Below are 12,937 nucleotides of genomic sequence, written 5' to 3' on the forward strand. Positions count from 1 at the left end.
GGCCATCATCTGATCCCGCACAACGGCCCACCCCGACTCCAAAGCGCACAACCGAATTTCGCCCCCACGCCGAGGGTCGATCGGTGAATCAAGGCTTAGTCGACGGCCGACTGACCCGCGCCGGGGTCTGTCAGCGGCGCACCGACCAGCGTGCGACCGACCGACCCGACCGCGTGCACCACGGACACCACGATCGTCCCCACATCCGAGAAGCCACCTGCCAGTTGACGGCCGAGTCGTGGCTGGAGGACCGGGGCATCGAGGACGACAGTGGCGATGCAGCCTAGGTTGGGAGGCATGACGACGTTGAGGGTCGGCGTGGCGTGCCCGGTCCCGCCATTCAATTCGATGCCCGGCGACACGGGCCTCGAGATCGAGCTGATGACCGCCCTCGCCGCAGCGCTCGGCGAACCCGTCGCGTTCGTCACCGACGGCGGCACGGACTTCGATGGCCTCTTCGACCGGCTGGGGTCGGGTGACTACGACTGTGTGGCGGCGGGCATCACCGTGACACCGGCGCGCGAAGCCAAGGCGATATTCCTTCCGCCATATCTGATCTCGGGCCAGGCGCTGGCGGTCGACACCGGCAGGCTGCCACAGGTGCATTCGATCGACGACCTCGGCGGGCTGTCCATCGGCGTGCAGCGCGGCACCACCGGCCAGCCGATCGCCGAGCGACTCGTCGCCGAAGGCAAGGCCGCGCGGTTGTGTTTCTACGAACACGGCGACATCGGCACCGCGATCACCGACCTCAGCACCGGGGGGTGTGACGCCCTGCTCGAGTTCGGCCCGGTTCTGACCGAGCTCGTCAAGCCGCTGCCAGGTGTTCAGGTGGTGCAGCGCCACCTGTCGGTCGAGGACATCGCCATCGCGGTCGCACCCGCTGACCAGGTGCTTGCCGGCAGGCTTCGGGTCGCACAGGCCGAGTTGGAGGACGACGGCACACTTCAACGCATCCGCCGCAAATGGCTGGGCAGTCCCTACGCCGACCAGACGTTGGGAGCGCTCTAGCACCGGTGGGGACAGGCCGTGCGCAGCGAGAACCGCAACCATTAGGCTGGCTGCCGGGCAGTGCCGAAGACTTTCAGTGACCGAACAGCGCAATTGAACAGATGCGCAGTGGATGAGAAACAGAGGAGACAGACGTGACGATCCGGGTAGGCGTGAACGGCTTCGGCCGCATCGGACGCAACTTCTTCCGCGCGCTGGACGCGCAGAAGGCCGAAGGTAAGAACACCGACATCGAGATCGTGGCCGTCAACGACCTCACTGACAATGCCACGTTGGCCCACCTGCTGAAGTTCGACTCGATCCTGGGCCGGCTGCCCTACGACGTCAGCCTCGAAGGCGATGACACCATCGTCGTCGGCGACATGAAGATCAAGGCGCTCGAGATCAAGGCGGGCCCGGCGGAACTGCCGTGGGGTGACCTCGGTGTCGACGTGGTGGTCGAGTCGACCGGCATCTTCACCGACGCCCGGGCGAAGGGGCACCTGGAGGCCGGCGCCAAAAAAGTCATCATCTCCGCCCCGGCCAAGGACGAGGACATCACCATCGTCATCGGCGTCAACGAGGACAAGTACGACGGCAGCCAGAACATCATCTCCAACGCGTCGTGCACGACGAACTGCCTCGGCCCGATGGCCAAGGTTCTGCACGACGAGTTCGGCATCGTCAAGGGCCTGATGACCACGATCCACGCCTACACCCAGGACCAGAACCTGCAGGACGGTCCGCACAAGGATCTGCGCCGGGCGCGCGCCGCCGCGCTCAACATCGTGCCGACCTCCACCGGCGCAGCCAAGGCCATCGGCCTGGTCATGCCGGAGCTCAAGGGCAAGCTGGACGGCTACGCGCTGCGGGTACCGATCCCCACCGGATCGGCGACCGACCTGACCGTCGAGCTGGCCAAGCCGGGCACCGCCGAGGAGATCAACGCCGTCATGAAGGCGGCCGCGGACGGCAAGCTCAAGGGCATCCTCAAGTACTACGACGCACCGATTGTCTCCAGCGACATCGTCACCGACCCGCACAGTTCGATCTTCGACTCGGGTCTGACCAAGGTCATCGACAACCAGGCCAAGGTCGTCTCCTGGTACGACAACGAGTGGGGCTACTCCAACCGCCTCGTCGACCTGGTCGGCTTGGTCGGCAAGTCGCTGTGACCGGGGCGAGCGAAGCGGCGGGAGAATAGGCAGCGCGATGGGCATCAAGTCGCTCGACGACCTTCTGTCCGAAGGGGTTTCGGGGCGGGGCGTGTTGGTGCGCTCCGACTTGAACGTGCCCCTCGGCGACGACGGCAACATCTCTGATCCGGGTCGCATCATCGCCTCGGTGCCGACACTGAAGGCGCTCAGTGACGCCGGTGCCAAGGTCGTGGTCACCGCGCACCTCGGCAGGCCCAAGGGCGAGCCGGACCCCAAGTTCTCCCTCGCCCCGGTGGCCGCGGCGCTGGGGGAGAAGCTGGGCCGCCACGTCCAACTGGCCGGCGATGTCGTCGGATCCGACGCGCTGGCCCGCGCCGAAGGGCTCACCGACGGCGACATCCTGCTGCTGGAGAACATCCGCTTCGACGCCAGGGAGACCAGCAAGGACGACGCCGAGCGCACGAAGTTGGCCAAGGCCCTCGTCGAACTCGTCGGTGACGACGGTGCCTTCGTCTCGGACGGTTTCGGCGTGGTGCACCGCAAGCAGGCCTCGGTGTACGACGTGGCCGCGTTGCTGCCGCACTACGCGGGCACCCTGGTGGCGACCGAGGTGAAGGTGCTCGAGCAGTTGACCGGCGCCGACGAGCGGCCGTACGCCGTCGTGCTGGGCGGCTCCAAGGTGTCAGACAAGCTGGCGGTCATCGAGAACCTCGCCACCAAGGCGGACAGCCTGGTCATCGGCGGCGGCATGTGCTTCACCTTCCTTGCCGCACAAGGCCTTTCGGTTGGAGGCTCGCTGCTCGAGGAGGGCATGATCGAGACCTGCCGCAAGCTGCTCGACACCTACGGCGACGTGCTGCATCTGCCGGTCGACATCGTGGTGGCGGACAAGTTCTCCGCCGACTCACCGGCAGAGACGGTGGCCGCCGACAAGATCCCGGACGGCAAGATGGGTCTGGACATCGGACCGGAGTCGGTGAGGCGGTTCAGCGCGCTGCTGTCCAACGCCAGGACGATCTTCTGGAACGGCCCGATGGGGGTGTTCGAGTTCCCCGCGTTCGCGGCAGGCACCAAGGGTGTGGCCGAAGCCATCATCGGCGCCACCGGCAAGGGCGCGTTCAGCGTGGTGGGCGGCGGGGATTCGGCGGCAGCGGTCCGTCAGCTGGGCCTGCCGGAAGACGGGTTCTCCCACATTTCCACCGGTGGTGGCGCCTCGCTGGAATACCTTGAGGGCAAAGAACTGCCCGGCATAAACGTACTGAACTAGGAGACCCGTGTCCCGTAAGCCGCTGATCGCCGGCAACTGGAAGATGAACCTCAACCACTTCGAGGCCATCGCGTTGGTGCAGAAGATCGCTTTCTCGTTGCCGGACAAGTACTTCGACAAGGTCGACGTAACCGTCATCCCGCCCTTCACCGATCTGCGGAGCGTGCAGACTCTGGTCGACGGCGACAAGTTGCGGCTCACCTATGGTGCGCAGGACGTGTCACAGCACGACGCGGGCGCCTACACCGGTGAGATCAGCGGTGCATTCCTGGCCAAGCTGGGATGCACGTTCGTCGTGGTGGGGCACTCCGAGCGACGCACCTACCACGACGAGGACGACGCACTGGTCGCCGCGAAGGCCGCCGCCGCGTTCAAGCACGGCCTGATCCCGATCATCTGCATCGGAGAGCACCTCGAGGTCCGTGAGGCGGGCAACCACGTCGAGCACAACGTCAACCAGCTACGCGGCTCGCTGGCCGGTCTGTCGGCCGAACAGATCGGGCAGGCCGTCATCGCCTACGAACCGGTGTGGGCGATCGGCACCGGCCGGGTGGCCAGCGCAGCCGACGCGCAGGAGGTCTGCAAGGCGATCCGCGAGGAGCTGGGCAACCTGGCCTCCACTGACATCGCCTCCGGGGTGCGTGTGCTCTACGGCGGGTCCGTCAACGCGAAGAACGTCGGTGAGATCGTCGGTCAGAGCGACGTCGACGGCGCGCTGGTCGGAGGGGCCTCGTTGGACGGCGAGCAGTTCGCCACGCTGTCGGCGATCGCGGCAGGCGGGCCACTGCCCTAACCCGAAGCCCTGAGGCTCCGCCCGCGCCCTGTAGTCTGGCGGCCATGGAATTGGCCCTGCAGATCACACTGATCGTGACCAGCGTGCTGGTCGTGCTCCTGGTCCTGCTGCATCGCGCCAAGGGTGGCGGTCTGTCCAGCCTCTTCGGCGGCGGCGTGCAGTCCAGCCTGTCCGGCTCCACCGTGGTCGAGAAGAACCTCGACCGGTTGACCCTGTTCGTCACCGGGATTTGGGTGGTCTCCATCGTCGGCATGGCGCTGTCAATCAAGTACGGGTGAACCCCGAGCGGATGCCCGCCCAGGGCATCGCCATCTCGACGGCCTACTTCCCGCTGTCGTGGGGCTTTGTGTTCTTCAAGCCGAAGGTTCTGCTCAACGGTTACGAGATGCCCGTGGTGGGGTGGGGTCGTGGCGTCTATCCGACCTGGCCGGGCCGCTACCACGTGCAGGTGTTCGTTCCCTACCTCATTCCGTCTCGCGTCGGTGTGGCCGACCACACGGTGCTGGTGAACCCCGGCCAACTCGTCGAGCTCGAGTACAAGATGCCGCTGTGGACGTTCAGCCGCGGGGCCCTGGGGCCGCCGCCGCAGCGCTACAGCGGTGTCGCGGTGATCGTCGGTGCCGCGCTGGCGGCCCTGGTGATCACCTCCGCGCTGACGATCGTGCTGCTCTACGCGTAACGCGACAGCGTTGCCCTCGCCCTGCGCTCATACAGTCGGCCCTCGATACTTGAACACATGACCGAGGTCTCCGGCGCGACGTCCGATGCTGCTCTCGAACCAATCGGGGCTGTGCAACGCACCCAGGTGGGCCGGGAAGCCACCGAACCGATGCGGGAGGACATTCGCCTGCTCGGGGCGATCCTGGGGGAGACGGTGCGTGAGCAGAACGGCGACGCGGTGTTCGATCTCGTCGAGCGGGCCCGGGTCGAGTCCTTCCGGGTACGCAGGTCCGAGATCGACCGCACCGACATGGCGAAGCTGTTCGACGGCGTCGACATCCATCAGGCGATCCCCGTCATCCGGGCGTTCACCCATTTCGCGCTACTGGCCAACGTCGCCGAGGACATCCACCGTGAGCGCCGCAGGGCCGTCCACGAGTCGGCGGGGGAGCCGCCACAGAACAGCAGCCTGGCCGCCACCTACCTGAAGCTCGACACCGCGGAACTGGATTCGGACACCGTCGCCGACGCCCTCGTCGGCGCGCTGGTGTCCCCGGTCATCACCGCGCATCCCACCGAGACCCGCAGGCGCACGGTGTTCGACACCCAGCACCGCATCACCGAGTTGATGCGCCTGCGCCTGCACGGCTACACCACGACCGAGGACGGCCGCGACATCGAGAGGGAGCTACGCCGCCACATCCTCACGCTGTGGCAGACCGCGCTGATCCGGCTGTCCCGGCTGAAGATCCAGGACGAGATCGAGACGGGCCTTCGCTACTACCCTGCGGCGTTCTTCGAGGTCATCCCGAAGGTAAACGCCGAGGTCCGTGCGGCGTTCGAGGCCCGCTGGCCGGGGGCGGGCCTGCTGCAGGAACCGATCCTGCGGCCGGGATCGTGGATCGGCGGCGACCGCGACGGCAATCCCAACGTGACCGCCGAGGTCGTCAGGCAGGCGACCGGCAGGGCCGCCTACGCCGCATTCGCCTACTACTTCGTCGAGCTCACCGCGCTCGAGGAGGAACTGTCGATGTCGCAGAGGTTGGTGCACATCAGCGACGACGTGACCGCACTCGCCGAGGCGTGCCACGAACCCGCCCGCGCCGACGAACCCTACCGCCGCGCGCTGCGCGTGATCCACGCCCGGCTGACCGCCACCGCCGAGCAGATCCTCGACCGGCAACCCGAACACGAACTCGACCTGGGCCTCGAGGCCTACAACACCCCGGGCGAACTGCTGGCCGACCTTGATGCCGTCGACGCGTCACTACGCGCCAACGGCAGCGCGGTGCTGGCCGACGACCGGCTGCTGCGGCTGCGGGAAGCTGTGCGGGTCTTCGGTTTTCACCTGTCCGGTCTCGACCTTCGGCAGAACTCCGACGTGCATGAGGAGGTCGTCGCCGAACTGCTGGCCTGGGCCGGGGTGCACCCCGATTACGCCTCGTTGAGCGAACCCGAACGCGTCGAGCTACTGGCAGCCGAGTTGGCCACCCGCCGGCCACTGACCGGCCCGGATGCCGATCTGTCGGAGTTGGCCCACAAGGAACTCGACATCGTCAGAGCGGCCGCGCGGGCGGTGCACGTCTTCGGTCCGCAGGCCGTGCCGAACTACATCATCTCGATGTGCCAGTCGGTGTCGGACATGCTCGAGGCGGCGCTGCTGCTCAAGGAGGCCGGGCTGCTGGATGCGTCGTCAGAGCATCCCTACGCACCGGTCGGGGTCGTCCCACTGTTCGAGACCATCGACGACCTGCAGCGGGGGTCCTCGATCCTGGAAGCCGCACTTGACCTTCCGCTGTACCGGTCGATCGTCGCGGCCCGTGGCGACAGCCAGGAGGTGATGCTCGGCTATTCGGACTCCAACAAGGACGGCGGATACCTGGCCGCGAACTGGGCGCTGTACCGGGCCGAGCTCGATCTGGTCGAGTCGGCACGCAAGACCGTAATCCGGCTGCGGCTGTTCCACGGCCGCGGCGGCACCGTCGGGCGTGGTGGCGGCCCGAGCTACGACGCGATCCTCGCGCAGCCGCCCGGCGCGGTCAGGGGATCTCTGCGGATCACCGAGCAGGGCGAGGTGATCGCCGCCAAGTACGCCGAGCCGAGGATCGCCCATCGCAACCTCGAAACGCTGCTGGCCGCCACGCTGGAGGCGACCCTGCTCGACACCGAAGGTCTCGGGGAGCTGGCCGAACCGGCCTACGAGGTGCTCGACGACCTGGCGGCGCGGGCGCAGCGGGCCTATGCCGAACTCGTCCACGAGACGCCGGGGTTCGTGGAGTACTTCAAGGCGTCCACCCCGGTCAGCGAGATCGGCGCCCTCAACATCGGCAGCAGGCCGACATCGCGCAAGCCGACCACCTCGATCTCGGACCTGCGGGCTATCCCGTGGGTGCTGGCATGGAGCCAGTCCAGGGTGATGCTGCCCGGCTGGTACGGCACGGGGACGGCCTTCGAGCAGTGGATCGCCGACGGCGACGAGGGCGAAGCCCGCCTCGAGGTGTTGCAGGACCTGTACCGGCGCTGGCCGTTCTTCGCGACAGTGCTGTCGAACATGGCGCAGGTGCTGGCCAAGTCGGATCTCGGTCTGGCCGCGCACTACGCGGAACTGGTCGAGGACGAAGCGCTTCGCCGTCGGGTGTTCGACAAGATCGCCGACGAGCACGAGCGCACGATCCGCATGCACAAGCTCATCACCGGCCACGACGACCTGCTGGCCGACAACCCGGCGCTGGCCAGGTCCGTGTTCAACCGCTTCCCGTACCTCGAGCCGCTGAACCACCTTCAGGTCGAACTGCTGCGCCGCTATCGCTCCGGCGACGAGGACGAACTCGTGCAGCGCGGCATCCTGCTGACCATGAGCGGTCTGGCCACCGCGCTGCGCAACAGCGGATAGCCGGCTACAGACCGGTGGTGCGGCGCACCTTGTTGACCGCGCCGCGGACCACCTGCTCGGTGGCGGCCAGGGGGAGGATGACCGATTCGCCGATCCCGACGATCCGCTCGACGCGCACGACGATGCCTTCCATCCGGTCGACGACGGCGTTCAGGCGCGGGGCCAGCTCGTTGATCTGGCTGATGGTCTCGTTGAATCGCTCGAGCGTCGCGTCGAGTTTGCCCGTCGAGTTGTTCAGGTCGTCGAGCGTCCCACTCAGGCCTTCCAGGATCGTGTCGACCTGCTCGACGGTGACATCAGCGTTCAGCGCTGCTTGGGCGAGCTTCCTGATGCGCTCGCCGCCGGTCCGGACTGCTGGTCTGCCGCCTTTGTCTGCCATGTCGGTCAGTATGACGTGTGCGGCCGGTGAGTCGGATATGTTCGCCCTTGATGATGCCCGTCAGAGTCGCGCTGTTCGCCACCTGCTTCAACGACGTGATGTGGCCCGAGACTCCGAAAGCCGTTGTGCGGCTACTGCGCCGACTGGGATGTGTTGTCGAGTTCCCACTGGAGCAGACCTGCTGCGGTCAGATGTTCACCAACACCGGCTATGCCGAGGAGGCCATCCCCGCGGTGCGTAACTTCGCCGCGACCTTCGCCGGTTACGACGCCGTCGTCGCGCCGTCGGGTTCCTGTGTCGGCTCGGTGCGCCACCAGCACCGCGACGTGGCCGCGAGGGTCGGGGACGCCCGACTGCAGGCCGCGGTCGAGGCCGTCGCGCCCAACGTCTACGAGCTCTCGGAGTTCCTGGTCGACGTCCTCGGTGTCACCGACGTGGGTGCGTACTTCCCGCATCGCGTCACCTACCACCCGACCTGTCACTCGCTGCGAATGCTGCGGGTCGGCGACCGCCCGCTGCGACTGCTCGAGGCGGTGCGCGGTATCGACCTCGTCGAGTTGCCCGGCGCGGAGCAGTGCTGCGGGTTCGGCGGCACGTTCGCGCTGAAGAACGCCGACACGTCGATCGCGATGGGAGCCGGCAAGGCCGCGGCGGCACGACGCACCGGAGCCGAAGTTCTTGTCGCCGGTGACAATTCGTGCCTGGCGCACATCGGGGGACTGCTGTCCCGGCAGCGCGGTGGAATGCGGGTCATGCATCTGGCCGAACTGCTCGCCACCACCGAGGATGGCGGCGCGTGACCGGCCACCCGCATGTCGGGGTCACCGGGGCGTTCCTGGGCCTTCCCACATTCCAGACCGCGGCCAAGGCGGCGCTGCGGGATTCGGTGCTGCGCCGCAACCTCGCCCACGCCACCGGCACCATCCGCGCCAAACGCGCCGCCGTCGTCGCCGAACTGCACAATTGGGAGGAACTGCGGCTGGCCGCCGCGGCGATCAAGGACGCGGCGCTGCACCGTCTCGACGAGCATCTTGAGGCATTCGAGGCCAACGCCACCGCGGCGGGAGCGACGGTGCACTGGGCCCGCGACGCCGAGGAAGCCAACCGCATCGTCGTCGAACTGGTGCAGGCCGAAGCGGCGTCCGAGGTGGTCAAGGTCAAATCGATGGTCACGCAGGAGATCGAACTCAACGAGGCGCTCGCCGCGGCCGGGATCGACGCGTGGGAGACCGACCTGGCGGAGCTCATCGTCCAGCTCGGTGACGACTGGCCCAGTCACATCCTGGTACCGGCGATCCACCGCAACCGTGCCGAGGTTCGCGAGATCTTCCTGCGCGAAATGGCCAAGGTCGGCCGCCCCGCACCGGGCGACCTCACCGACGACCCGAGGCGCCTCGCCGAAGCCGCGAGGCTGCACCTGCGGGAGAAGTTCCTGAGGGCCAAGGTCGCGGTGTCCGGCGCCAACTTCGCGATCGCCGACACGGGCAGCCTGGTGGTCGTCGAGTCCGAGGGCAACGGCCGGATGTGCCTGACGCTGCCGGAGACCCTGATCTCGGTCGTCGGCATCGAGAAGGTGCTTCCCTCGTTCCGTGACCTGGAGGTGTTCCTGCAGGTGCTGCCCCGCAGCAGTACCGGCGAACGCGAGAATCCGTACACCTCGATCTGGACCGGACCCGCCGCCGGCGACGGGCCGCGCAACGTCCACATCGTCCTGCTGGACAACGGCCGCACCCGGGTGCTCGCCGACCCCGGGGGCCGCGACGCGTTGCGATGCATCCGCTGCTCGGCCTGCCTGAACGTGTGCCCGGTCTACGAGCGCGCCGGTGGCCATTCCTACGGCTCGGTGTACCCGGGTCCGATCGGGGCGGTGCTCACCCCGCAACTGCGTGGCACCGGCAGTGACGTCGACAGGTCGTTGCCTTTCGCATCGAGTTTGTGCGGTGCCTGCTTCGACGTCTGTCCGGTGCGCATCGACATCCCGTCGATGCTGGTGCACCTGCGCACCAGGGTGGTGGACGAAAGCCGCGGTGGGCTGTCCTCGGGCGAGCAGGTGGCGATGAAGGGCGCAGGTTGGGTATTCGCCGACCACCGGCGGATGGAAGCGGTGGAGAAAGCTGCGGGTATCGCCGGAAAAGTGCTGCGCAGCAAGCTCTTCGGTGCGAAGCAGACGTTACGGTCGCTGCCGTGGCCCGCCAGTGCCTGGTCGACTGCGCGTGATGCGCCGGTGCCGCCCACCGAGTCGTTCCGGGCGTGGTGGGATCGGACGGACGGCGGCACCCGTGAGTGAGGCGCGAGCCGAGATCCTCGGCCGGATCCGCGGTGCGCTGGTGGACCGGCCCGCTGCACGCGAGGTGCCGTGGACCTACGGTCGGCCGGTCGGCACCGGTGACCTCGATCTCGTCGATCGCTTCGTCGAGCGGGTCGCCGACTACCGCGCCACAGTCGAAAGGGTCGGCGAGGCATGTGTCGGCGACGCGATCGCGCTGACGTCGCGGGGGTTTGAGAGGGTCGTCGCCGACGCGGCGGTTCGCACCTGCTGGCCGGACAGCGCGCGGTGGATGGCCGACGACATGCTGACCACGTATGACCTGGACCGTGTCGACGCGGTGGTCACCACGGCGACGGTGGCGGTGGCCAACACCGGCACGATCATCCTCGACCACGGGGCGGGACAGGGCCGCCGGGCGTTGAGCCTCGTCCCCGACGTCCACGTCTGCGTGGTCCGGGCCGACCAGATCGTCGACGATATTCCGAAAGCAGTAGCGCAGCTGATGGATTCGGGGCTGCACACCCGGCCGTTGACATGGATCAGCGGTCCGAGCGCGACCAGCGACATCGAGCTGGACCGTGTCGAGGGGGTGCACGGGCCGCGCACCCTCCACGTGATCGTCGTCGGATAGGGGAACCGGGCGGGCCTCATGTGCGTCTGATCAACATGTGGATTCGCCGGTGTGACCGCGACCCCAGGGCGACGGATGCCGCGTTGACCGACCGTGTCGCCCAGTACCTCGCGGGCGTCGCGGATGCCCGCGCCGCTCAGAATGGTGGTGGGTCGTCGCCGTAGTCGGGGTGTGGTTGAGGTGGCGGTAAGCCTGCCTGCCGATGTTGTTCGGCGGCACTGGCTCGTTGGTGTTCGAGGGCGCGTTGGGCGGCGTTGTATTCGCGTTCGGCTTTGATGCGGGCGGCGTTGTCGGCGGCGCGGGTGCGTCGTCGTTTCGGCATCTTCGCGGTGCGCCCGGGATCCGGTGGCGGTTGGGCCATCGGCGGTAGTTCGGCCGTGGTGGTGTCCCAGCCGGGGAAGATCAACCGGCTGCCCGGCACCGTGGTGGCGCGCTGCCCGGCCGGGCTCGTCCAGATTACCGTGCCATCAGGTAATTGTTCGTCGTGCCAGCCCTCGGCGAAGGTTTTCCCGATGTGGTGGGTGCGGCACTTGCAGTTCAAATTCGACGCATGGGTGGGCCCGTACGGCCAGGGCGTCACGTGGTCGATATCGCAGTGTTCGGCAGGCACGTCACAGCCCGGGTGCCGGCAGAACAGGTCACGGGCGCGCACGAACGCCGCCAGTTTGGCCGAGGGCCGGTAGTGCGGTTCGGGATCGGGGCCGGGCAGCCACAACTGTTTGATCGCCGCCCCGCCCCGGATCGCCTCGGCCAACGCCACGATCGGCAGGATCTTCACCCCCGGTAGCAACGCCACCCCCGAATCCCGCAGGCACCGAGGCGAATCCGACTTCGACACCTCCGGATCCGCCGGCGTGGGTGAGTCCGGCTCGGCGGCGGGCTCGGGCGGCGTCACGGGCTCGGGCTCCGGCTCAGGGGCGGGCATTGCCTGCGCCTGCTTCTCGGCGCGGGCGCTGTGTTGTTCGCGGTCCTCGACGGCGATCAGTTGTTGGGCTGCCTCGATTGCGGCCGGATCGGCGATCACCGAGATGACCACATTCGATTTAGGGGGCGCTGTGGCGGCGCATTCGGGGGAGCCGCACCGGCACGGCAGATGATCCTGGCCCGCAATGATGGCCCCGACCGCGCACGAGCGCCGCTCACCCATGGTGCGTCGGTCGTTGTCGCAGATCCCCTTGACCATCGCGGTGATGCGGGCCGAGAGCATCGCGGCGTCACAGCCCAATAGCTGACCCCAGACCAATACCAGCTCGTCGGGGTCCTCAGCGGCTCCGATATGGAAATCGCGGGTCTTGATGACCTCCCGGGCGCGTATCACCGCGTCCGGGTCATAGCGGTCGATCAGCGCGTCGATGGCCCGGATCAACCGCACGTCCGACAACGGCCCCCACTGCAACGACTGCTCGGCCAGCGCGGCATCCAGAAGGGCGAGCAACTGCGCGTCGTCGACCAGGCGGGTGCGCCAGGTGATCTCCGAGATCAACCGGGCACTCAACCGGCCCGCGATGAACAGCGCCGCGATCTTGGGCAGCCGCTCCCGCAGCGCGACCGCGATCCGCATCTGCCCCGACGCCCGCTTCTGCCCGATGTTCAGCACCGCCCCGAGCTCGGAGGCCGCCTCGGCCCAGGAGTCGTACACCCACCGGCCACCCTCGTCGTCGTAGGTGACCGTCAGATGCACCAACTGTGCGATCGCCGCCGATTTGCGTGCCCCCGCGGCAGCTTCCTCGCGCGCGGCCTGTGCGATCGCAGCGATCAGCTCGGACTCGTCCAGGCCCGCGAACGCCGTATCGAACATATATGCGACTCCTCACCTTGTTGTGGGGAGTTTCGGGCTGATTCCGCCGAGCATGAGGTAGATCATCGAGGTCAGTGATTTGGCGGTGTGATGGCCGTAG

At 67.7% G+C, this 12,937-nt stretch carries 13 protein-coding genes; 10 read left to right on the forward strand and 3 right to left on the reverse strand.

What is annotated here, in order from left to right; genetic code table 11:
• Positions 1–95: 95 nt before the first annotated feature.
• On the reverse strand, positions 96–299 hold the full coding sequence (locus H7I57_RS09740; RefSeq protein ID WP_264023245.1) for a hypothetical protein: 204 nt from the start codon (positions 297–299) through the stop codon (positions 96–98).
• On the opposite strand from H7I57_RS09740, the gene H7I57_RS09745 reads away from it, so the two are divergent.
• The 7 genes from H7I57_RS09745 (at position 298) to ppc (ending at position 7,760) form a co-directional block, all read left to right on the forward strand.
• Entirely contained in the window at positions 298–1,011 is a 714-nt protein-coding gene (locus H7I57_RS09745; RefSeq protein WP_264023246.1) for an ABC transporter substrate-binding protein, read from the forward strand. The genes H7I57_RS09740 and H7I57_RS09745 overlap by 2 nt on opposite strands.
• A 134-nt stretch (positions 1,012–1,145) precedes the next feature.
• On the forward strand, positions 1,146–2,165 hold the full coding sequence (gene gap / locus H7I57_RS09750; RefSeq protein WP_264023248.1) for a type I glyceraldehyde-3-phosphate dehydrogenase: 1,020 nt from the start codon (positions 1,146–1,148) through the stop codon (positions 2,163–2,165).
• 37 nt (positions 2,166–2,202) lie between these two features.
• Positions 2,203–3,414: a phosphoglycerate kinase gene (locus H7I57_RS09755; RefSeq protein ID WP_264023249.1), complete on the forward strand. Its 1,212-nt coding sequence runs from the start codon at positions 2,203–2,205 to the stop codon at positions 3,412–3,414.
• A 7-nt stretch (positions 3,415–3,421) separates the two neighbouring features.
• Positions 3,422–4,207 carry a triose-phosphate isomerase gene (gene tpiA / locus H7I57_RS09760; RefSeq protein ID WP_264023251.1) on the forward strand — a complete coding sequence of 262 codons (786 nt, stop codon included), beginning with the start codon at positions 3,422–3,424 and terminating at the stop codon, positions 4,205–4,207.
• A 44-nt stretch (positions 4,208–4,251) separates the two neighbouring features.
• A complete protein-coding gene (gene secG / locus H7I57_RS09765; protein WP_264023252.1) occupies positions 4,252–4,485 on the forward strand; it encodes a preprotein translocase subunit SecG in 234 nt (77 codons plus the stop codon).
• The gene (locus H7I57_RS09770) at positions 4,482–4,886 is read left to right on the forward strand and encodes a hypothetical protein (RefSeq protein ID WP_264023253.1); all 405 of its coding nucleotides are present in this window, start codon (positions 4,482–4,484) and stop codon (positions 4,884–4,886) included. Before secG ends, H7I57_RS09770 begins: the two co-directional genes overlap by 4 nt.
• Positions 4,887–4,943: 57 nt before the next feature.
• Positions 4,944–7,760 carry a phosphoenolpyruvate carboxylase gene (gene ppc / locus H7I57_RS09775; protein ID WP_264023254.1) on the forward strand — a complete coding sequence of 939 codons (2,817 nt, stop codon included), beginning with the start codon at positions 4,944–4,946 and terminating at the stop codon, positions 7,758–7,760.
• Positions 7,761–7,764: 4 nt separating this feature from the next.
• On the opposite strand, the gene H7I57_RS09780 is transcribed toward ppc, so the two are convergent.
• Positions 7,765–8,139 (reverse strand): ATPase, encoded by a 375-nt coding sequence (locus H7I57_RS09780; RefSeq protein ID WP_264023256.1) that lies wholly within the window; start codon positions 8,137–8,139, stop codon positions 7,765–7,767.
• 53 nt (positions 8,140–8,192) lie between these two features.
• Here H7I57_RS09780 and H7I57_RS09785 point away from each other — a divergent pair, with 53 nt between their 5' ends.
• Genes H7I57_RS09785 through H7I57_RS09795 form a run of 3 tightly spaced genes read left to right on the forward strand, consistent with a single transcriptional unit; the run spans position 8,193 to position 11,039 of the window.
• Positions 8,193–8,939: a (Fe-S)-binding protein gene (locus H7I57_RS09785; RefSeq protein WP_264023260.1), complete on the forward strand. Its 747-nt coding sequence runs from the start codon at positions 8,193–8,195 to the stop codon at positions 8,937–8,939.
• Positions 8,936–10,426, forward strand: a complete 1,491-nt coding sequence (locus tag H7I57_RS09790) for a LutB/LldF family L-lactate oxidation iron-sulfur protein (RefSeq protein ID WP_264023257.1) — start codon at positions 8,936–8,938, stop codon at positions 10,424–10,426. Before H7I57_RS09785 ends, H7I57_RS09790 begins: the two co-directional genes overlap by 4 nt.
• Positions 10,419–11,039: a LutC/YkgG family protein gene (locus H7I57_RS09795; protein ID WP_264023258.1), complete on the forward strand. Its 621-nt coding sequence runs from the start codon at positions 10,419–10,421 to the stop codon at positions 11,037–11,039. Before H7I57_RS09790 ends, H7I57_RS09795 begins: the two co-directional genes overlap by 8 nt.
• A 136-nt stretch (positions 11,040–11,175) precedes the next feature.
• On the opposite strand, the gene H7I57_RS09800 is transcribed toward H7I57_RS09795, so the two are convergent.
• On the reverse strand, positions 11,176–12,837 hold the full coding sequence (locus H7I57_RS09800) for an HNH endonuclease signature motif containing protein (protein WP_264023259.1): 1,662 nt from the start codon (positions 12,835–12,837) through the stop codon (positions 11,176–11,178).
• Positions 12,838–12,937 lie beyond the last annotated feature (100 nt).

Origin of the sequence: Mycolicibacterium pyrenivorans (genome assembly GCF_025821625.1) — a bacterium.
Classification (GTDB): domain Bacteria; phylum Actinomycetota; class Actinomycetes; order Mycobacteriales; family Mycobacteriaceae; genus Mycobacterium; species Mycobacterium pyrenivorans.